General features: G+C 58.4%; 17 protein-coding genes and 4 pseudogenes. 8 read left to right on the top strand and 13 right to left on the bottom strand.

The features are described from left to right. Positions 1–177: 177 nt before the first annotated feature. The 3 genes and pseudogenes from ligD to AC244Q_RS34795 all read right to left on the bottom strand — a co-directional run. On the bottom strand, positions 178–2,826 hold the full coding sequence (gene ligD, locus AC244Q_RS34805; protein ID WP_128405689.1) for a DNA ligase D: 2,649 nt from the start codon (positions 2,824–2,826) through the stop codon (positions 178–180). Positions 2,827–2,849: 23 nt separating this feature from the next. Beyond that, positions 2,850–3,158, bottom strand: coding sequence for a hypothetical protein (locus AC244Q_RS34800; protein ID WP_128405688.1), 309 nt, complete (start codon positions 3,156–3,158; stop codon positions 2,850–2,852). A gap of 191 nt (positions 3,159–3,349) precedes the next feature. Further along, positions 3,350–3,507 (bottom strand): annotated as a pseudogene (locus AC244Q_RS34795) (LysR family transcriptional regulator); the annotation flags it as partial. A gap of 683 nt (positions 3,508–4,190) precedes the next feature. On the opposite strand from AC244Q_RS34795, the gene AC244Q_RS34790 reads away from it, so the two are divergent. The 3 genes from AC244Q_RS34790 (at position 4,191) to AC244Q_RS34780 (ending at position 5,321) form a co-directional block, all read left to right on the top strand. Then, positions 4,191–4,664: an Hsp20 family protein gene (locus AC244Q_RS34790; protein ID WP_017997554.1), complete on the top strand. Its 474-nt coding sequence runs from the start codon at positions 4,191–4,193 to the stop codon at positions 4,662–4,664. A gap of 69 nt (positions 4,665–4,733) precedes the next feature. Next, positions 4,734–5,033, top strand: coding sequence for a DUF982 domain-containing protein (locus tag AC244Q_RS34785; RefSeq protein ID WP_003554771.1), 300 nt, complete (start codon positions 4,734–4,736; stop codon positions 5,031–5,033). A gap of 9 nt (positions 5,034–5,042) precedes the next feature. After that, positions 5,043–5,321, top strand: coding sequence for a hypothetical protein (locus AC244Q_RS34780; RefSeq protein WP_003554773.1), 279 nt, complete (start codon positions 5,043–5,045; stop codon positions 5,319–5,321). A gap of 510 nt (positions 5,322–5,831) precedes the next feature. Here AC244Q_RS34780 and AC244Q_RS34775 read toward each other — a convergent pair. Next, positions 5,832–6,380: a response regulator gene (locus AC244Q_RS34775; RefSeq protein ID WP_003554775.1), complete on the bottom strand. Its 549-nt coding sequence runs from the start codon at positions 6,378–6,380 to the stop codon at positions 5,832–5,834. A 90-nt stretch (positions 6,381–6,470) separates the two neighbouring features. Continuing rightward, entirely contained in the window at positions 6,471–6,920 is a 450-nt protein-coding gene (locus tag AC244Q_RS34770) for a hypothetical protein (protein ID WP_128405686.1), read from the bottom strand. A gap of 451 nt (positions 6,921–7,371) precedes the next feature. On the opposite strand from AC244Q_RS34770, the gene AC244Q_RS34765 reads away from it, so the two are divergent. Continuing rightward, entirely contained in the window at positions 7,372–7,557 is a 186-nt protein-coding gene (locus AC244Q_RS34765) for a hypothetical protein (protein WP_003554779.1), read from the top strand. Positions 7,558–7,880: 323 nt separating this feature from the next. Continuing rightward, positions 7,881–8,099, top strand: a complete 219-nt coding sequence (locus AC244Q_RS34760) for a response regulator (RefSeq protein WP_003554781.1) — start codon at positions 7,881–7,883, stop codon at positions 8,097–8,099. Positions 8,100–8,139: 40 nt separating this feature from the next. On the opposite strand, the gene AC244Q_RS34755 is transcribed toward AC244Q_RS34760, so the two are convergent. Next, complete coding sequence (locus tag AC244Q_RS34755) at positions 8,140–8,526, bottom strand: response regulator (RefSeq protein WP_003554782.1); 387 nt, start codon at positions 8,524–8,526, stop codon at positions 8,140–8,142. A gap of 960 nt (positions 8,527–9,486) precedes the next feature. Between AC244Q_RS34755 and AC244Q_RS34750 the strand changes: the two genes are divergently transcribed. Continuing rightward, complete coding sequence (locus AC244Q_RS34750; protein ID WP_003554784.1) at positions 9,487–10,110, top strand: outer membrane protein; 624 nt, start codon at positions 9,487–9,489, stop codon at positions 10,108–10,110. Positions 10,111–10,579: 469 nt separating this feature from the next. Here AC244Q_RS34750 and AC244Q_RS34745 read toward each other — a convergent pair whose 3' ends face one another. Next, positions 10,580–11,470, bottom strand: coding sequence for a LysR family transcriptional regulator (locus AC244Q_RS34745; RefSeq protein WP_017997292.1), 891 nt, complete (start codon positions 11,468–11,470; stop codon positions 10,580–10,582). 98 nt (positions 11,471–11,568) lie between these two features. On the opposite strand from AC244Q_RS34745, the gene AC244Q_RS34740 reads away from it, so the two are divergent. Both AC244Q_RS34740 and AC244Q_RS34735 read left to right on the top strand, forming a co-directional pair. After that, a complete protein-coding gene (locus AC244Q_RS34740) occupies positions 11,569–11,811 on the top strand; it encodes a helix-turn-helix domain-containing protein (protein ID WP_017997293.1) in 243 nt (80 codons plus the stop codon). 236 nt (positions 11,812–12,047) lie between these two features. Next, a pseudogene (locus tag AC244Q_RS34735) lies at positions 12,048–12,374 on the top strand (hypothetical protein); the annotation flags it as partial. Here AC244Q_RS34735 and AC244Q_RS34730 read toward each other — a convergent pair. The 6 genes and pseudogenes from AC244Q_RS34730 to AC244Q_RS34705 form a co-directional block, all read right to left on the bottom strand. Continuing rightward, positions 12,373–12,745, bottom strand: a pseudogene (locus AC244Q_RS34730) (hypothetical protein); the annotation flags it as partial. The pseudogenes AC244Q_RS34735 and AC244Q_RS34730 sit on opposite strands and share 2 nt — an antisense overlap. A gap of 119 nt (positions 12,746–12,864) precedes the next feature. Next, positions 12,865–13,122, bottom strand: a pseudogene (locus tag AC244Q_RS34725) (FCD domain-containing protein); the annotation flags it as partial. Positions 13,123–13,134: 12 nt separating this feature from the next. Beyond that, positions 13,135–14,316, bottom strand: coding sequence for a patatin-like phospholipase family protein (locus AC244Q_RS34720; protein ID WP_017997296.1), 1,182 nt, complete (start codon positions 14,314–14,316; stop codon positions 13,135–13,137). 15 nt (positions 14,317–14,331) lie between these two features. After that, positions 14,332–17,400, bottom strand: coding sequence for an efflux RND transporter permease subunit (locus tag AC244Q_RS34715; protein WP_128407546.1), 3,069 nt, complete (start codon positions 17,398–17,400; stop codon positions 14,332–14,334). Continuing rightward, the gene (locus tag AC244Q_RS34710; RefSeq protein ID WP_128407547.1) at positions 17,397–18,512 is read right to left on the bottom strand and encodes an efflux RND transporter periplasmic adaptor subunit; all 1,116 of its coding nucleotides are present in this window, start codon (positions 18,510–18,512) and stop codon (positions 17,397–17,399) included. Before AC244Q_RS34710 ends, AC244Q_RS34715 begins: the two co-directional genes overlap by 4 nt. Continuing rightward, entirely contained in the window at positions 18,512–19,840 is a 1,329-nt protein-coding gene (locus AC244Q_RS34705) for an efflux transporter outer membrane subunit (RefSeq protein WP_245460629.1), read from the bottom strand. Before AC244Q_RS34705 ends, AC244Q_RS34710 begins: the two co-directional genes overlap by 1 nt. Positions 19,841–19,973: the final 133 nt, after the last annotated feature.

Genomic DNA, 19,973 nt, shown 5'->3' with positions numbered 1-19,973 from the left:
CAACGAGCGCGCGGGAAAGACTAGCGACGAAAGCGCTGCACGGCGATGCGATCGTGCGGCAGGTCAGTGGTCGCGCCAACACGTGGTTCAGCAGGAGCGGTATCGTTCAGTTCCTTTTCCATGGCGCCTCACCACGAATTCGAATTCCCGTCCCATCGCCATGCGGCCCCCGAACGCTCACGCTGCCTGCTTTAATTTTCCGAGGCGCTTGATCGCCTGCTCAAGCGGTCGCTGACCATCGCAATAATCCTGCCACGCGGCGCTTTTCGCAAGCAGCGCAGGAACTGTGCGAACCGTGAACCGCTTGGGGTCGAGATCAGACTTTACCTGCGTCCACGTCAACGGCATCGACACGGCGGCGCCGGGCCGCGCTCGTGGAGACAAAGGTGCGACAGCCGTCGCCATGCGATCGTTGCGCAGGTAGTCGAGAAAGATGCGCCCCTCACGCTGATTCTTGGCCATTTTGATCAGGTAAAGATCCGGATTGTCGCGCGCCATCTGTTCGCAAACATCATGGGCGAAACCCTTCGCGATGTCCCAGCTGAGTTTCTTGCTCTTCGGCACGGCAAGCGGCGTCACCACGTGCAGTCCTTTGCCGCCCGTCGTCTTGCAGAAGCTGACGAGCCCGAGCTCCTCCAGCCGGTCGCGGATTTCACGAGCCGCTGCGACGACGGTGGAGAAATCGACATCAGGTCCAGGATCGAGGTCAAACACCAGACGGCCGGGCACTTCCGGCTGATTAGGCTCACAGTTCCACGGATGCAGCTCGACGCCGCCGATCTGGGCGATTGCCGCAAGACCCTCGACGCGATCGATCTGTAGGTAGGGCTTCTTGTCGCCAAACACCGTGACCAGTTCCAGCAGGTTCGATGTCCCCGGCATCGCATGGCGCTGGAAGAACTGCTCTCCGCCAATGCCGTCCGGTGTGCGAATGATTGAGCATGGCCGCCCCTTGATATGGTCGATCAACCAGGAACCGACGGCTTCGTGGTAGTGCGCCAGATCGACCTTAGTCACCGGCTCTCCGTCACCGGCATCCGGCCATAGCGGCTTGTCGGGGCTGGAGATCATCACGCCCATCACCTCCACCTTCGCGCCCTTGCGGAAACGCGCAGGCGCCGGTTTCGAAGTCTCGGGATCGGGCACCTCGGTTTTGGCTGGTGAGGCCGGCTTCTCGGCCTCGACTTCTGCCGCAGGCTTATCTTCCCGCAAGCCCTTGAACGCCGCTTGGCGCACCTGGCCATCGGCCGTCCAGCCGGCAAACTCGATCTCGGCGACGAGTTCTGGTTTTAGCCAAACGATATCAGGGCTCTTCTTCGGCGCACCGATACCGGTGAACGGCGACTCCGATGTCTCCATCGCCTGCAGCTTGGGCAAGAGCGTGTCGACGACCTTCGCTCCATAACCCGTGCCGACCCGGCCGACATAGACAAAATGGTTGCCGCGATGGACGCCGACGAGCAGTGATCGGAACTTGCCATTGGTTTTCGCATAGGCGCCGATAACGACTTCATGCCCTGCCCGGCATTTCGACTTGGCCCATGTCTCGGTGCGGCCCGATTGATAAGGTGCGTCAGCCTGTTTCGAGACGATCCCCTCCAGCGACAAACGACAGGCGGATCTGAGAACCGCGTCGCCACCGGTTTCGAAATGCTCGACGAAGTGTAGACGCGGATCTTCGCCGGCATCCGACAAGAACGTCGCCAAGCGTTCCTTGCGTTCTGTGAGCGGCAGCTCGCGCAAATCTTCGCCTCCCACGAAGAGGAGGTCGAATGCAAAGTAGACCAAATTATCGGTCTTTCCTTCCGAGAGCGCCGCCTGGAGCGCAGCAAAATCCGGGGCGCCGGTTTCGTCGAGCGCGCAGATCTCTCCATCAATGATGGCGTCGGGAAGAGCGGACGCTGAGGCGGCGATGGCCGGATATTTGGCCGTCCAGTCCAGACCCTTGCGGGTTTTGAGGGTTGCCTCGCCATCCTCAACTCGCATCTGGATGCGATAGCCGTCGAATTTGATCTCATGAATCCAGCCATCGGCAGATGGCGGGCGCGCCAGGGTTTCGCACAGCTGCGGTGGGACGAAAACCGGCATGGTGGAGTTCGCACGCTTGCCGGCCGACGGCTTTTTTGCAGTCTTCACGCCCGCTTTGCGCTCCTCGGCCGCGAAAACGTGATTGGTGTTCCACACCGCATCCGCCTCGACGTCGCCATTCTGCATCATGAATGGCGTTGGCTTCCTGCCTTTTCCCGCTGCGATCGCCTCCATCGTTCTCGCGGACGCCACGGACGTATCGTTTTCCTCCAAGATGGCCGCGCCGTTCTCCTCGACCGAGAAATCGTCATGATGCTTGATCAGCAGCCAGTTGGTCCGTTTGCCGCCATCGCGGTCGTTGCGCATGCGCACCAGAACGAAACCGCCATGGAGGCGCTTACCCTCCAGCTTGAACTTGAAATCGCCCCTGGCGAGCGCTTCTTCCGGCGTCCTGTTGCCCTCGAGCTCCCAGTAGCCGCGGTCCCACAACATCACGGTGCCGCCGCCATACTGGCCTTTCGGGATCGTGCCTTCGAAATCCCCGTAGTCCAAGGGATGGTCTTCGACTTCGACGGCCAGCCGCTTGTCGTGCGGGTCGAGCGACGGGCCCTTGGTCACAGCCCAGGATTTAAAGACGCCGTCGAGTTCGAGCCGAAGGTCATAATGCAACCGGGTAGCGTCGTGCTTCTGGATCACAAACCGCCGGCGGTTCGACGGCTTCACCTGGGCCTCGCCGCTCGGCTCGCCGGTCTTCTTGAAATCGCGCTTGGCGCGGTATTTCGAAAGATTGTCGCTCATGAACTCCGGCTCCGATCACTGACCTATCGACGCGATACATGGACCGCACCGGCGTCACCGAGACTGCGTTGGACGGCGGCGATCTGATTGGCTGCAATATCCGCCGAAACCTCGATGTCGCCTTCGAGGGCTGCGTCATCGCGGGCGCCGTCTGCGTGGGAAGCATCACCGCCCGATGGCACTGAGCCAACGGTATTTCGATCGGTGGTGGATTGAATGAAGATGTCGGGCCTTGAGATGCCGTGCTGTTGAACAAGGTGTTCAACTGCACGGTCGGCTGCCTCGCGTGTCTCGAAAATCGCCCGGATCGTGGTGGTGCTGTCGTCCGCCATTACTTTCTCCTGCTTGTTGTTGTCACAGGATCAGAACGCCTCGGCTCGCCAGTAGTTTCACCGCATCTAGGACCCGATAACTCGGATTATTGATATCGGGGCGAAAAATGCAATGTTCTCTCTTTGTTGCGGTCTAAAACCTTTAGAGGAGACGCCAAGTTCGCGGCCTTTTCATTGAAGCCGCCATGGGTAACATCCAGTTTTCCGCGCATCAACGCTAGAGCCAGTTCCGGGGACGACCGAGTAGACAGCGTAATGCTTCCTCGCGTACCATACGCAACAGGTGAGGTAGCCACGTGACCTCAAGCCCGACCAGAAACCCCGTAGCAAGTACGGGCCTCCGCGGCTGTTTTTAAGCTCTTGCCCGGCGCCGTCTTCCCAGGATGATACCAGCGAGATAAGATCTACTGTTCGCACACTGCTCTCTAAATCCACGGCAAGACCCTCGATCCCGATTCCGGCGGTGCCTATGACATCGACGATGTAAAGCCACTCCTAGTGCGAGAAATTTGCTATCAATCTCTTTTGTGGAAGATCCAGGCGGTCTGGTCTTGGTGAAAATAACGAAGTTTTGGCTTTCCGCGGCTAGACCACTGCGGAACGGAGAACACCCGGTGTTTGCGGCGGGTCTTTGACAAGGGGCATGGCATGCTTTGCTGTCCTTGGTCCTAGGACGGAGGACAGCAAGTGGAACGCGCGATGAAAGCCAGGACATTGTAATACTACCCAAACTGATCAGCCTCCAGGAGCAGGAACAAGAGCAGAGGCCTGAACGCTTGCGACTGGAGGCGCGGGGCGATGATCCGTACTCCGTCCAAAATTTGGAGGCTTCTCTCGGCATAAGCAAGTCCGAGGTCAATGGAAGGCGGAGGCCGGGTGACGAGGCCCGCGAAAAATTTTCTGTTGCGGCTCTTGAATCCGAAATTCTAAAAAACCAAATCGATGCCGCCAGCCGCTAAGGAAGGGCTGGCCTTGCTGGAGGCGCCGTCTGTCGGCGCTTCGGTACCATGTTGCTTCAAGGAGGATATGGCTATGGCAACATCTTACGACTATGCACCGCTCTACCGTTCGAGCGTCGGGTTCGACCGGGTCTTTCATCTTCTCGAAAACGCCCAGCGCGCCCGCTCGATCAACGACTGGCCGCCCTATGACATCATCAAGAGCGGGGATGACAGCTATCGGATTTCGATCGCGGTGGCGGGCTTCACCCAAAACGATCTCGACATCACCTTCCAATCCAATCTGCTGTCCGTGACGGGCAAGAAGCAGGAGGCCGCACATGAAGGCTACCTGCATCGCGGCATAGCCGGCCGGCCGTTCGAACATCGGTTCGAACTTGCCGACCACGTGAGGGTGAATAGGGCGGAGCTCAGCAATGGTCTTCTTTCGATCGAACTCGTTCGCGAGATTCCAGAGGCACTGAAGCCGCGGAAAATCTCCATACTGAACGCTCCCGCACCGAATTCCGCTGCTCCCGCGCAGATCGAAGCACAAAAGGCCGCTTGACCGCGTCGTTCGCAGACCAAGGGCGCCGTGACCACGGCGCCCGTCAACACGGGTTAGGAGGAGAGAGCGATGAAACCCGATATGTTCAAACAGCCTGTCTCAATTTTTGTCGGCTTAGGCTTTCCGGCCGAGGTTCGCAGTGTGATGGACGCCTACCGGCATCTCGTCGAATGGCCGGGTTCACCGAGAGACGCGGCGCACGCGGTCGCACTAAAGGCATGCAGAGCCGCGTTGCGCGGTGAGATCGAAGCAGAGACCGCGCGGGGCCTGTTTGCCGCCTTCGCGAAGAAACACGATCTTCTCGCGCCGGAAAACAACATGATCGCCGCGTCTCGTCTGCCAGGCGACAGCGATCCACACGTTCGTTGAGGTAGTCCGATGATGCACGACATGCTGCGGCAGGCCATCGGCAACGCGATGGCGATGGGCCCCGCGGTTCTGGTTCCGCGAATGCAGCTCAAGCGCCCGGTCGACGTGGTGAGAGAGCCGTCCCTATCGGTCGATGATAAGCGCACGATCCTGGCCGCCTGGGCGTCGGATTTTTACGCGGTCGAGTCGAAGCCCGCCCTCCGTCGGCCGCCCGGTACACCAGAGCCAGTTTCGATCGATGACGTGCGGTCCGCCCTCGATGAACTCGATCGGCGCTATGGCATCTGAAGAATGGCCGGCCAGTCGGCCGCTTGAAGGAACTAGCGTGTTGAGCGACGGGGGCTACCAACCACGAGAAGTATGTCTTCGGCATCTCTGCTGGAATAAAGGTCATCGCCGCCCCTGCCTATGCCCGTCGATGCAAAATAAACGTACTCCGCCGACGGTCTGGCTGCAAAAGTACCATCCCTTTTGGCAGCAGTACCCGTTCAGCTCGCGCGAGCAGGTGCTGGCGATCGGCCTCAGCCAGACGGTAAGTAGCAAGTTCATCGGGGTCGCTCTTGATGGCTAAGAGGCACGGCAACTGCGTCCCAGATACATGGGTCGTACACTTTTGTTCCGCATTGCGCCTGGTCTCGTAGTGAATGGTTGACCAGCAGACTCAGGCTAGTTTCGAACAAGGGCGAAAATTTCACTTTTTGTCTGCTGTGAATGCCCTGTTCAAATTGCGACGTTACTAGGCCCGGTCTCAAGCAGACGACCAGGCTTCGACCGGCCAAGCACAATTGTCGGTCACGCCTAGGCGGAATTGGCCATGAGATTGAGCAATTCAAGTCCGCTGGTGGGCTTCGATACAAACGTTACTCCAGCCTCTAGGTCACGATGCGAGAGATTCACGAAGCCTGACGTTACGATGATCCGCATGTGCGGCCACCGACTGCGGACGGTGGCGACAAGCCCCAGGCCGTCCATGCTTCCCGGCATATTAATATCGGTATACAGCGCATCGACGTCGTTGTGCCGTAAGTGGATCAACGCCTCGTCTGCGTTGGCCGCCTCGAGGGTGCGGTATCCGGCCTTGTCGAGGAAATCGACGATGTTGTAGCGAAGCTGTGGCTCGTCCTCCACGATCAGGACGCTTCTCCCCTCGACCGGATCCGGATCCGCGCGCCTTGGCACGCGAGCGTAAACCTCTGCGCCGTCGCTCGAGGCACGTGTCCGTTCAAGCAAGTTGCGTTCCAGAACCGCCTGCTCCCAATGCAGTTCGTCCTGGCCTAACGGGCGACCAGCCTGCTCCCATAGCGCATAAGCACGCGCAGCGATCCATTCGTTTCGATTGTCGATCATCTGCCAACCCTTCGTTTAGCCTGAAATGGAGCGATTGGAGATTCGGGCGAGGGTCGCGAGAGCTTTGTCTGTAATGGTACAAAATGGTCGTCACGGGAGGTGTTCCCACACAGCACGATAAATTGCTTCGACATCAGGGCTTGAACAGATTTCGAGACCACGCATCCAGACAGCGGATGCATGCACGTCGAGCGGCGGATCCGAGGTACCAAGTCCTTGGTCCGGCTGAGCTCCGCTTGTCGTCGCACGTGTTGGTTGGCCCTCATGTCGAGCCGGAAAGCCGCATCGTGCGGGAACAATCGATGGCTCGGCTGGTTTGCACGAAATGGCAAACGCCCGATTGTCTTCCACGAAATCCTTGCCGAACTGGCATTGCTTACGAACCCAGCCGACGGTGACACGTTTCATTTCTCGGTCGAATACCTGACGCGCAGAAAGGTTTGCTTTCAGTTCATAGGTCGCAGGGGCGACGGCTTGGCGGAAATGGACGGTTATCACATCGAAGCGAGCCTCGGGGGCGTCACCGCGTTGCCAGGCCATCTGTGGTGGCGGCCATCGTCGATTTTGGCGACAATAGTCTGATAAAATTCTATTCGGCCTCGAAGTTGTCAGTTGGCGCCATCGCGAACGAGGTCTGGCAGGACATCCGGACGCCAGACATCGCTAATAGCGACGGCTGGCACTATCTTTACTGAGAAAGATTTGCTCACCCCTTTTGGTGCCGAGGACGGCAGGGGCAACCAAGGTCGATCTAGGAAGGCCGTTTCATTAGCCAGTCTTGAGACCGTACGCCTCGTTCCGATTTTTGGGAACAACACGTCACGGTCGAGGTTTGCAGGATGCAACCATCAACGAGGAGCCCAATCATGTTCAAGCGCATCGATCAACTACAGGCCGAACTGCCCCCGCCGAAAGCCGCCGATTTAAATGCGGCAGCCGCTCGCCAGGAGCCCGCCGCGCACCCCGTTTCGAGCCTGCGAGGAGCAGCGACATGGCAGACAAGACCAAGGTAACAGATACTCCAGACCAACATCCAGGCCTCGAACCCCCCATCAAGGAGTCTAGTCAACAGCAGGGCATGGCGCCGGCTCCCGACGAGAAGGAAAAAATGATGCCGATCGGCAAGCCTGGTGTTCGCGTGAAGTCGAAGAAGTTTGGAAAAAGTACAACCAGTTGAGCGACGAACAGCGCAATCACGGGTAAGTGAAGTGGCATTAATCAAGCCGCCGCTTCCCTGGCCCACCGTTACGATAGAGGGATACGCTGCTAGGCAACGGTCGGAAGAACAGGATGCGAGGTTTGGTCGTCGCAGGCTGAAGCTCATGCAGTTGCGGAAGACGACCCTCGTGGTCAATAGGCAGCTCACGCGTGCCGCCATACCTTGATCGCGGAAATCACCAGGATCGCCGCAAGACTTGTAGCATGACGACATCGGGACGAGGCCGTGGAGCTGTCCGCCGACAAACGCGCTGAGGATCGATCCGGCAGGAAGACCTCGATGTGCTGATCACGGACCATGGACTGCCCGGTATGTCCGGCGCCGATCTCGCTGTAGCGTGTCGGCGCCGACAACCAGAGCTGGGGATTGTGTTCTCATCGGGGATGATCGGCATTCCGCAGATCGATGGCCACCAGCTGATCTCTGACGCTGTACTTCTCGGTAAACCCTACGACGAAGCCGGCCTGGCGATGGCTCTGGCACAGTTTCGAAAGATGTAGGCGGTACCTAGCGCGGCGGGAAGAGCTCTCTCGAAATCTTTCAACCGGATCGCTGCTGGTCGGTCGCGAGCACTTGCCTTACGTGAGCGCGTTCGGAAACAATATAGACCAGTTCGCGGTAGTCGTATGGCTTGGGCAAGAAGAAAACGCCGGGGTCGATCTGCGAGCGGACATCGCGGCCCGACGCGACCCATACGCTCGTCTCGGGTCGAGTGGATCTCACTAGCTTCATCAGGTCAATTCCACTCAATCCGCCCGGCATGTCGACATCGGTAATCATTACGTCCAAATGATCGCATCTGCCCAGCACCGCGATGGCTTCCAAAGCGCTGGCGGCTTCGATGACGGTATGTCCAGCATCCACGAGTTCATCCGACAAGAGAAAGCGGATTAACGGCTCGTCTTCGACGACGAGAATAACGGCCATAAGTTCGATCCCTACTATATGTGATCGCCTAACGCGGCTCGACACGGGTGTGTTGCACCCTCGTTTTAGGATCCGCTTACATGTTTAATAAAATCTGAATCAATGGCCGTCGGATGGACGCTGCAGTCGTAATGGCATCCTTGCGGACGATATTTCGCAAAAACCGACGACACTGGGACGCCAGGTATCGTGGCGCTAGCCGGTTGCTTGATCCCGGAGACGATCAGGACCGCGATGGGGACTGCTGTTCGATTTCAATTTCGAGCCTACGGCTCAACCTAACGACCTCGATTGCTCTGACTTCACCCCAGGCGAGGCGCAGGCGAACCGAATTGGAACTCTTTGCGAGCATGACTGTAATCCTTTACGCGGCGACGGAGGTTGTGGCGAAGGCTATCCGTTCAAGCGCTAAGTTCGCCCGCGCGGCGTCACTTGCCATAGAGTCCATGAGATGAAGCTCGCAGGAACGGAAGTCTAGGTCGACCAAGCTAGATTGTTCACCTGCTACCGCCCGGGTCCGGCGGTGGAAGCTTATCAATTTCCGCAGGCGCTCGTTCTACCAATTTGCGAGGCGGAGCACAGTCGGAGATGCGAATGAGCGGACTACCCTCGCTTGGTGGCCAGTGAGCGTCCCAACCTACCCCGCGGCGTTCATGGGCACCGCAACGGGAGCGTCTTTGTCCGGCAGGGAACTTGTGGCGAGAGACGCTCAGGGACCGCGCGCCGGTGAGCAATCCGACTTTGCGTGGAGCGGCTGCATTGTCAGCGCGGAGCGGACAGCGCGCCTGAGCACTGGGGAGGGGCGCGACGCGCGCCAGCCGTGGCCGATGGCCTTTCAAGATCGCCGCGCGCACCGTGTACTGTACCGTACATTTTCGCGAGTGTGCCCCCGCTGCTACAGCTTTTTGTTGGATTGAGTTATATCCTCTGGTTGTATTAGTATGACACGGAGTACAGAAAATGAAGTTGATAGCCGCCGCAACGCTACTCGCTCTTGTCTCGACCACCGCGCTTGCGGCCGATGCGGTCCCGGTCATTTCGGACGCTCCCGTTGCGGCCGCTCCTGCATTTACCTGGTCCGGTCCGTACTTGGGTATCGATGGCGGCGCGGGATGGCTTAACGGTGACTTCAGCGCCGGTGGTGCCAGCGCTTCCGAGGATTTTAACGGCGGCATCTTCGGCGGTTTTGTGGGTTACAACTTCCAGTTCGATAACATTGTTGTTGGCATCGAGGGCAACCTCGAACACAACTGGAATGAAGAGGAAGCGCTGGGAGCTGACGTTGGGACCGATTGGACCGGCGCTGTTCGTGGTCGTGTCGGCTATGCTTTCGACAAGGCGCTGATCTATGGCGCAGCCGGTTGGACCGCGACGCGCGGTTACGTAGATCTGCCTGGCCTTGACAAGGAAACGGAGACCTTCAACGGCTACACCGTAGGAGCCGGCCTCGACTTCGCGATCACCAACAACATCTTCGCTCGTGGTGAATATCGGTACAACGACTTTGGCGAGAAGGACGTTCTCGGCGTTGACGTCGACCTCGATCAGCACGAACTCAAGTTTGGCATTGGCGTAAAGTTCTAAGAACCGTCGGCCAACCAGCAAGATCGAAGCCCCGCCTATCGTGGTGGGGAATTTTTCCGTAGCTAAGGTCAGTCCAGCTCGTCTGCCCGGCACAGGGCATCCGAGGCGCATTGTGTTGCCCCCACCCGTCGCGAAATAATTGTGGCGCTACGAAAAAGCCGCAACAATGACATGAGCAGGAACGCTTGCTGGAGCGGAGCTTAGTGCGGCTGAGCTTTAAAATGTTATTGGATGACAGCTGGGTTGACCTCCTAGGCGCCGTGCCCGGCGTGGCAAAGTCGCCCCTCCAAACAATGAGCATACCAGGCAAAGGCGCGTCCGCGCCGGCGCCCGTTCGCGCACGGCTTGACCGGTTAAAAGGGCAGCCGCAGGAGGGTTAGCGGAGCGCCGCTCGGGAACGAGCGGAACCCGGGACCGACTGCCCCCGGTAAGCCGTTCCGTTTGCATGGTACCCGTGGGCTCCCTCGCCTCACCTGCCCGGCCGCGCCAATGAGCGGGCGATATCGACGATGTCGTCGCGCGAGGCGGTTGGATCCTCTTTATTCCAGGCGACACCGAGGCCGATCCGAAAATCGATGCCCCTGACCGCCTTCAGCTCGAAGGCCCGGTTCGGCAGGCCCTCGGTCCATTCCGGCGCAAAGCCGATGCCAAGGCCGGCCGAGACCAGCGACACCAGCGAATAGGTGTCGTCGCAGCTATAGGCGATGTTGCGGGTCAGATCATATTCCTCGAACTTCTCATTGAAGTACCGCTCGGTGTAGGAGAGGTTCTTGCGATTGAAGGCGATGATCCTCTCTGAGCGCAGGTCGTCGATGCCAATCTCCGCCTGTTCCGCCAGTGGGTTGCTCCTCGCCACCGCCAGCAGGTACCGCTCATGGGCGATCGAAGAGAAGCGCAACGAGCCGATGTTTTCCACCGGCCTGATGAAGCCGAGATTGATCTGGCCGTTTTCCAGGCCGCGGATGATGTCGCCGGTATTGCCGCTGGATATATGGATGCGGATATCCGGGTACTTGCGGGCGATCTTTCCAAGGAACGCCGGCAGCACGCCGGTGGTCGCCGGATAGACGGTGCCGATCCTGATCTGCCTTATCGTCTTGCCGGCCACCGCCCTGGTGATCTCGGCACTCAGATCGACCTCGCTGAGGATCCCGACGCAGCGCTCGTGGAAGATCTCCCCTGCCCGCGTCAGTTCCACCCGCCGGGTCGAGCGGATGAACAGCGCACAGCCGAGTTCGCGCTCCAGCGCCTGCACATGGTTGGAGAGCGCTGGCTGGGCGATGCGGACCTTGGCCGCTGCCCTGCCGAAGTGCAGTTCCTCGGCCACCGCGACGAAGTAGGAGAGCTGGCGTAGTTCCATGAGGGGTTCCACGATCGATGCGAGGATTAAGCAAATTATCTGAATTTAAGATAACTGGAAATCAGATATAATCGAAGACCCCATCTTAGACAAGGTGGGTGAACGTGGCGAAGACGCTCGGCACGGAAAGGCATAGAGCGCTGATAGCGCTGCTGGTCGAGAAGCGAGAGGCATCAGGTCTCACGCAGACGGAGCTTGCTGACAAACTTGGCGAATACCAGTCGTTTGTCGCCCGATTGGAGAGCGGCCAACGTCGCGTCGACGTCATCGAGTTCCTCGAGCTGGCAAGAATACTGAATTTTGATCCTTTGGACGCCCTGGGCCGACTTGCTAGGGAGTAGGCCGCCGAATTCTACTGCGCGAGCAGTTGTCTAGGAGATCTACCAGCTGAACCGCGCCTCATTGCACCATGGCGATTATCGGCGGAGCCTGTAGCAAGAGACTGGTCTTGAAGAGCTGCGAACCGCAGACCGTGATGTCATAGTGTCAAAGCTGGTTAGAGCCGCGAGGTGGCTGTCATTACCCAGATCGAACCCATTCGGACGAGCGATGGAACAGTCATATCGCCAGGCCGTTGGCATTGCGAACAACCACGGTCCGCAACCTGGTCGTCGATGAGTTCCGCCAACGCGAATTCATGGACCCACGAACCAGGCGAACACTGCCGTACAATCTTTTCGTACCTCGGGATTACGATCCCGCGCGCTCCTATCCGCTGGTGCTGTTCATGCACGGCGCCGGTGCCACAAGCACCGAGACGGAGGCCACGCTGTTCCAGGGTCTCGGTGCGGTGGCATGGGCGAGCCCTGCCGATCAGATCGCGCGACCCGCCTTCGTGTTCGCGCCTCAATATGGAGAGATCATCGCCGACGACGACTCTAAGATGTCGTCGAGACTGGATACATTACCGTTACCTGTCGGAAGGCCACGAAGTTGATCGGGCTCCGTTCTGCGTCGATCTCCGCAACGGTTCGTGAAACTGCTCTGCATTCCAGGTGCCGTCCCAAAACCGCGCGGCAGTGGCGCCTTCCTTGGAAAGCACGTCAATCATGGCACTTTCGTCGGGCCAAGCCTTGTCATCGTCCTGGGACACGAGGATCCAGAGAATTTATGGGCCAGGGGCTTCACCAGCGCCGGGTCCCATTGTCCGGCGACCGGGAGGGAGGCCGAAAATAGCTCGGGGTATTTGATATCCATTGCCATCGTCATCATGCCGCCACCCTACTGACCCGTAGCGTAGAGGCCCTTGTGGTCGATGGAATATTCGGCTGCGAGGGGCAGCGATAAGATCGATTGCGGTAGGGACGCACGAGAAGCAGAACTGGCGCACCAGGAAAATCGGAAGACCGACGAACGGTGCTCCATGAGCAGGGCAATCTCAACGCTCCTGAGGATCATCCGGTTTGCACCCCGAGCAAACACTTCCTTGCCCCCTCGATGTGGTCCTTGAGTAAACCCGCGGCATCGTCAGTCCGTTTTTCAATGTATGCGCGGGTGATTTTCTCGTGGTCGTCAAGCCAGGATGGCGTCTCATCGATCAGCTTGTCATATTTTATCGAATACATAATGCAATTTCTTCGCAATTCCTCGATCATCGCAACCTGTCGGCGGCGGCCCGCGGGCGCGGATAGAGTTGAATGGAAGAGCCAGTCGCCTTCGTAATATTACTGTGTTGTGGAGAACGTCGGTCGATCACGCCATAGCCGACCATTTAACGTCCGGTCATAGCCGATCTTGAAAACGGCTCTCATGTATTCAGTATTAAATGGGTCGCTTATCTTATAGGGCACCATGACGTCGATGGTAGCCATATGGAACTGGGCACCAACCCGGCGGCAATATTCATAGACCGCGTAAAGCGATTGACGCGTCTGCGACTTCACAAGGATTGAGTACGCCCTTGTGCTAACCGACAACGTCGAATTTGCCGTCACGGCAAACTCGGGCATCAACGCGTTATTCACCAGTAAGTACATGTCGGATCCCCGAGCCCCAGCGGGAACCGGCAGATCGACGTTCGACAATACGGCCTCCGGAACGGTCATGATCTGAGCTGACGGCCCACCATCGGAGTGCAACTCAACGATCGGCCGCCCGTCAACCACCGCGTTAATCCGCACGGCGGGGAAAACGCCCGGAATGCTGGCCGATGCGATCAGGACATTTTGGAAGAGGCCGAGAGCGTCTGGCCGCGGGCTATTCGCTATGGCGCCCATATCCCAAAGAACGGCACGTTGAGTGTCGAGATTTGTCGTCAGGACAAAAAGATTTCGGCCTTTTCGGTATTCGTCAGCAATTTCGGTGAGAAGGAGCTTGTCCACATATCTCTCCACCATCTCCCTCAGGGGCTTCTGAGAATACAGGCTTTCGCCGAGCAGACCGCTGACGATGAATTTTCGGTCGAGCAGTTCCGTCGCGACGCCGCTTGTATAGAGATGTTCGAGGACGAGGTCATACTTCGTTCCCAGGAAAGCGAAGGGGGCGATGAGGGCCCCGGTACTAACGCCGCTCACGAGGTCGAAGGTTGGCCGATCGCCGCGCTCAGACCATGCTTTTAGAACACCGACGGAGAAAGCTCCACCGGCTCCGCCGCCTGAGATCGCCAAGTATTGTCGAGGGACCCGGGATTCAGTCCTCTGAAAGCGTTTCCTGATCGCTGAATCGATCTCGCCATCCAACGGGGCGCGGATGTTTTCAAACCCCGCGATTTCCGCCTGACGTGCATCGACCTCCTGAAAGACTGGTCGCGCCGTGGTGCAACCGATCAAAAGGCAAACAAGCCCAGCAAGGGTCATGCGCGTCAGTGGAACCGCGGTTAGATGAGGGATCCTCGCCAGAAAACGCATCGGACGCTCCAAGGGCTATTCGGCGGCGTGCCTGTTATCTTCTTGGAGCCTTGTTTTCAGCCAGTTCAGAACATCATCCAGAAATGTAAAGACGACGGGGATGACAAGAAGGCTTAGGAATGTCGAGGTGACCAGTCCTCCGATCACGACGATACCCATGGGTTGGCGGAAGCTTGGGTCACCGGAAACAAGACTGAGTGCTGCCGGAAGCATGCCGCCGGCCATGGCAATGGTTGTCATGATGATGGGTCGCGCTCGCTTGTGGCAGGCGTCCACGAGCGCGTCGTAACGAGACATTCCGGCACGGCGCGCCTCGATTGCGTACTCGACAAGGAGAATGGAGTTTTTCGATACGATACCCATCAGGAGAAGAAGGCCGATAACCGCTGGCATGGAGAAGCTGGTGCCAGTCAAAACGAGTGGCAAGAGGGCGCCGCCAAGTGCCAGCGGCAGTGCCATCAAGATTGTCACCGGCTGAAGGAAATCATGGAAGAGAAGGACCAGAACGGCGTAAATGCAGAAGATGCCGATCGCCATCGACGTACCAAAGCTGGTGAACAGCTCGCTCTGACGCTTGAGCTCGCCCTGTTCAACGAATTTCACACCCTGTGGCAGGTTCTGATAGCTGGGCAATCGCGCGGCCTCTGCCGTCACGTCGGAAAGGTTTCTGCCGTTCAATTCGACTGTCAAAGAGACGTTTCGTGACCGGTCCAGCCGATCTATCTGGCTTGGGCTGGATCCAAGAGAGATATCGGCGATGGCACCCAGCGCGACATTACCCTCTTTTCCCTCGACAGGAATGAGCGATATGGCGTCGAGCGACTGTCGATTTGCCGTATCGAGCATGACCCGAATGGCGACCTGGCGCTCCGGCAGGTTGAGCTTGGACAAAGCGGTGTCGTAGGCACCGGCCGTTGCAACGCGAATAGCCTCGGCGATGGCCTTGGACGTGACACCCAGGGATGCTGCTTCCGCCAAGTCAGGTTTGATCGTGACTTCAGGCGTTTGCATGGCAGCCGATGACGTAACGTTACCGATGCCCGAAAGAGTACGCAGATCGGCCTCGAGGTTTGCCGCGGCCTTTTCAAGAAGCTCGGAATTGTCGCCTGCCAGCGTCAGGGTGAGTTGCGTGCCATTGCCGCCGGAACCGATTTCCAGGCGAACGCCGGGCAGCTGTTCCAATGCCTTGCGCAAATCGGCTTCGATTTGTGACTGCTTGACATCTCTGTCATCGATCGGCGTGAGATTGACGACGAGCGTCGCGCTGTTGGTGCTCGCATTTGACGTGCCGTTCATCCCTCCCGTGGAGGCCGTGCCCGTCGCCTGAAAGACCGACGTGACATGGTCAACGCCAGCAATGATCGCCGATGCCTTGCGCGCGGCCTCATCGGTCGCTTCGATCGTCGATCCATATGGCGTTGTTAGGCTAACTTGGGTCTGCCCATCGTCGGATGCCGGGAAAAAGCCCGTGGACAGATGAGATAGAAGCAGTGCCGTGAATGCGAGAAACCCGACTGTTCCGAGTATTGGTATCCAGCGGCGGCGGAGTGCGCCTTTCACGAGCCAAAGATAGCATCTCATGATGCGACCGTCTTCTTCGTGCGCCTTGCCGCTGGCTTTCATCATATAAGCCGCCATCATCGGCGTTACCAACCGTGCGACCAAGAGAGAAGTCAGAACGGCAACGGAAGCCGTGATGCCGAACTGTTTGAAGATGATGCCGGGAATTCCACCCATGAATGCCGTGGGTAGGAACACGGCAACCAGTGTAAACGTGGTGGCGATGACCGCCATACCGATTTCGTCTGCCGCTTCCATCGCCGCGTCGAATGGGTTTTTGCCCATGTTGAGGTGTCGCTCGATATTTTCGATCTCGACGATCGCGTCATCTACGAGAATGCCGGCCACCAACGAGATTGCCAACAGCGTGATGGTGTTCAGCGAATAGCCGAGCATATACATCACGAGAAACGTGGGAATGATCGATAGGGGCAATGCCACCGCAGCCAGAAGCGTCGCCCGCCAATCGCGAAGAAACAACCAGACAACGAAGACAGCGATCAACGCCCCCTCGTAGACCATATGCATCGACGATTCATAGTTCTGCTCGGTCGGCACGATGGTGTTGTAAGCCTCTTCAATCGTCACTTCGGGATGGGCCGCGGCGAATACCTTCATGGCGTCACGGACTTTGTCAGTGACCGCCGTATCCGAATAACCTTTCGACCGTTTGATCTGAGCGGCAATGACCGGCTTGCCATTCAGATAAGCGAGCGAGGTTAGATCGCTGTGTGAATCGGTCACCGTTCCGAGTTCATCCAAGCCAACCCAGCTGCCTTCCGGCAAGGGGATCGCCATCGCACCAAGTTGCTCGGCGCTCTTTACGGCAGCCAATGTGCGCACGGACTGGCTTTCGCCGCCAATTCTACCTTTGCCACCCGACAGGTCGGATTGTACCGCTTCAACCTGGCTGTTGACGTCGTTTACGGTCAATCCCAAGCCGTCGAGCAGGTTTGCGTTCAGCTCCACCCTGATTTCCCGGTCGACCCCTCCCAGGCGGCCGACTTCGCCAACACCGTCCACCGCCATCAGCGCACGTGACATGTCGTTATCGATGAACCAAGAAAGTTCAGCCGAATCCAGCTTATCCGAACGCACGACGTAGGTGATCAAGGGCGAAGAGTTTAGCGACTGTTTCGTAACGGTCGGCGCATTCATCTCTTCCGGCAGCTCATCCTGCGCCTGGTCGACAGCACTTTTAACCTCATCGAGGGCTTCTTGGGTGTCCTTTCCGACTTCGAATGCCACCGAGATGCTGACCGAACCGTCCGTTATCGTCGTGGTAACGGAATCCAGCTTGGTGAGGCCCGTCAGCTCATCCTCGATCTTACGCGCGACCTCCGTTTCAAGCTGAGATGCGGCTGCTCCATCGAGCGACGCGCTGATCTCGATCGTTGGAAGGTCCATGTCGGGGAAATTTTGGATATCGAGACGGTTGAAGGCCCATAGCCCGCAGGCCGTCAATAAAATGAAAAGCAGAATTGGCGGAACGGGATTGCGAATGGACCAGGAGGAAAAATTCATTTCGCCTCCTCGTTCTTCGCTGACTGAGCGTCTTCCGACACTCTTACAACCGAACCGTCAGCCAGGAAGGCGCCGCCGGATGTGACGACCTTGTCGACCTTGTCTATCCCCGAGACGATTTCGACACGATCGTCTTGGCGCCGGCCCGTTTCGACGCGCTTGCGCGCCACGGTGAGCTTTTCAGCCTCCTTCAGGATGAAAACGTAAGAAAATCCGTCCTTGAGGGTCACCGCGGCCTCAGGCACGGTCAGAGCGTCTTTCTGGTCGAACTCAAAATAGCCACTCGCCAGAATGCCCGTCTTGGGTGCTGGCATTCCCTGGTCCGGCTGCAAGGTCACGTAAACAGTCACGCGACCATTGTCTGTCGAGGTCGTCGGCGAAACCAACCTCACCTCGCCGCCGACGTCACCGACCGGCGTCTTTATGACGGCTTTGGTCCCTTCCTTGACATCGGCCAGCCGTTTGACCGGCAACTCGGCCTTCCATTCGACTCTGTTTTGCCGGATCAGCTTGAACAGCTGATCACCGGCATTCACAACGTTTCCAAGAGATGCGGAGCGTTCGGAAATAACCCCGTCGTCTACCGCGTAAACCTTCGTGCGCTCCAAGGTCAGTTGGGCAGAGGCAAGTGCTGCCTTGGCAGATAAGACGTCGGCTTTCGCTTTCCGCTCGGAAATCAGATATTCCGTCGTCTGCTGCTTGGACAACGCACCTGAGCCGGTCAATCCACGAGCGCGATCAGCGTCCGCGACTGCCTGGTCGAGAGCCGCTTCCTGCTTTTCAACGGTGGCCTGCTGTTGTTCCAGTTCCGCTTGAGAGGTCTCGGCGTCGAACTGGACGAGCAGATCGCCTTTTTTTACCGCGGTGCCCACATCCGCTCTAACATCGGAGATCTTTAGGCCGCTGACCTCGGCCGCGATGACCGCCTCGTGCCAGGCGGCAAGGCGACCACTCGCGGGTATCGTCACGGGCCACTCCAGGGTCCGCGGAGCGGCGACGGCAACGGTCAAGGCAGCTGCTTGAGCGGTACTCTGTTCGGTGTCCTCGCTACGCGCAAGATAGGGCGTTAACGCGACCGTCGTCGCGACCAGGATGAAAGCAAATCTACGCATCAGTGGGTTCCATTGGCAGAGGCAATTGGCGCGCCAGCCGGGGCAGCCCAACCGCCGCCGAGAGACTTGTAGAGGGCGATCCAATACTGGACCGCGTCGCGCCTGATTTCGATGAGGGTGATGGCGGCGGACTGTGCCGAACGACGGGCCTCCTCGCGGTCGAGGATACTGGCGCCACCGGATTTCCAGTTCTCATCGACCGAGCGGAAGTAGCTTTGATAATTGTCAGCGGCGGTCTTTGCATCGCCGATACGCTTCAGAGCCGTGTTGACACGAATAAGAGCTGTCTCCACGTCGGCGACAGCCGTCAAGACGCCGGACTTGTAACTTGCGACAGCAACATCGTAATCCGCAACTGCGCTTCTGACGGCAGCCCTTTTCGTCCCGCCATCAAACAGCGGTATCGACAATGCGGGCCCAAATGACCACGGAACCGATCTGCCGGTTACGGTGGACTGGCTGATTGAGATGGATCCACTCAAGCTGAGACTGGGATAGAGGTCGGCCTTCGCAGCGCCGACATCTGAAATCGTTGCCGCGACTTCCGCTTCCAGCTCGTTGATGTCGGGCCTTTGTCGCAAAACATCCGCCGGTACAGAGAGGATCCGCAACGATGACGGCTGTGGAATGCGACTCTTACCGTGATCCAGCAATGTTTTGATCACCAACTCATCGGTGGCCGTCAGTTGGACCAATGACTTGACGATGATTTCGCAGTCCCCGCGCTGGGCCGTCAGATTGGAAGAGGATGTCGCAGCGCTCGCTCGGGAGAGCGCCAGATCGGCTGTTGATGTAAAGCCGGACTGCGCCGATTTTTCAGTCGCGAGTATCGTTTCTCTCTGCGACGCAAGCTCATCACGGTAAAGCTGTTCCAACTGACGACAGGCGCGATATTGGACATAGTAATCACCGACCTCGGCAGCGACCGAAATCCGCGCGTCATGCCACGACCAGACCTTGCCCTGGGCTCGTAAGGCCGCGGCCTGTGTCTCTTTCTTGGTCTTGCCGAACAAATCGAGTTCCCAGGCGGCGTCGAGACCGCCACTCCTGTTCGTTCCAGCCACGATTTTGTTGAGGTCGTCCCCGGTGTTAGCCTCGCGCGTTGCCGAGGCGGACCCGTCCAGCGACGGGAAGAGGCCAGCCCTTGCGCTATCGAGCGTCGCACGCGCCTTGTCAATGTTGGCGACAGCTTCCTGAACCGTGGGATTTTCCCGTTCAGCCAGCGTCAGTAACTCCGTCAGCGAAGGATCTTTAAAGCTTGCCCACCACGCGACGAGCTCGGGGGAGCGACCTCCGTGCGGCAGTGTCGCGTGCCAATAGGGCGCCACGACAGACCTCGAAGGTTTGAGTGCGCCAAGACTGGTACAACCGCTGAGTACCGCCAAAATGGGGAGGATGGAAACTGAGGAGAAAACTATGCGCATGAAATCCCGGCTGCCCTGAAGCTGTCGGCCGCACTAT

Source organism: Rhizobium sp. CB2179 (assembly GCF_057653455.1).
This window is presented reverse-complemented; position numbering and strand designations above follow the sequence as displayed.

Coding starts and splice junctions, on each gene's coding strand:
- AC244Q_RS34715 (WP_128407546.1), bottom strand. CDS start 17,400: ATGAATTTTTCCTCCTGGTCCATTCGCAATCCCGTTCCGCCAATTCTG.
- AC244Q_RS34785 (WP_003554771.1), top strand. CDS start 4,734: ATGAAACCCGATATGTTCAAACAGCCTGTCTCAATTTTTGTCGGCTTA.
- AC244Q_RS34755 (WP_003554782.1), bottom strand. CDS start 8,526: ATGGCCGTTATTCTCGTCGTCGAAGACGAGCCGTTAATCCGCTTTCTC.
- AC244Q_RS34765 (WP_003554779.1), top strand. CDS start 7,372: ATGGCAGACAAGACCAAGGTAACAGATACTCCAGACCAACATCCAGGC.
- ligD (WP_128405689.1), bottom strand. CDS start 2,826: ATGAGCGACAATCTTTCGAAATACCGCGCCAAGCGCGATTTCAAGAAG.
- AC244Q_RS34745 (WP_017997292.1), bottom strand. CDS start 11,470: ATGGAACTACGCCAGCTCTCCTACTTCGTCGCGGTGGCCGAGGAACTG.
- AC244Q_RS34790 (WP_017997554.1), top strand. CDS start 4,191: ATGGCAACATCTTACGACTATGCACCGCTCTACCGTTCGAGCGTCGGG.
- AC244Q_RS34710 (WP_128407547.1), bottom strand. CDS start 18,512: ATGCGTAGATTTGCTTTCATCCTGGTCGCGACGACGGTCGCGTTAACG.
- AC244Q_RS34800 (WP_128405688.1), bottom strand. CDS start 3,158: ATGGCGGACGACAGCACCACCACGATCCGGGCGATTTTCGAGACACGC.
- AC244Q_RS34720 (WP_017997296.1), bottom strand. CDS start 14,316: ATGCGTTTTCTGGCGAGGATCCCTCATCTAACCGCGGTTCCACTGACG.
- AC244Q_RS34775 (WP_003554775.1), bottom strand. CDS start 6,380: ATGATCGACAATCGAAACGAATGGATCGCTGCGCGTGCTTATGCGCTA.
- AC244Q_RS34770 (WP_128405686.1), bottom strand. CDS start 6,920: ATGGCCTGGCAACGCGGTGACGCCCCCGAGGCTCGCTTCGATGTGATA.
- AC244Q_RS34780 (WP_003554773.1), top strand. CDS start 5,043: ATGATGCACGACATGCTGCGGCAGGCCATCGGCAACGCGATGGCGATG.
- AC244Q_RS34750 (WP_003554784.1), top strand. CDS start 9,487: ATGAAGTTGATAGCCGCCGCAACGCTACTCGCTCTTGTCTCGACCACC.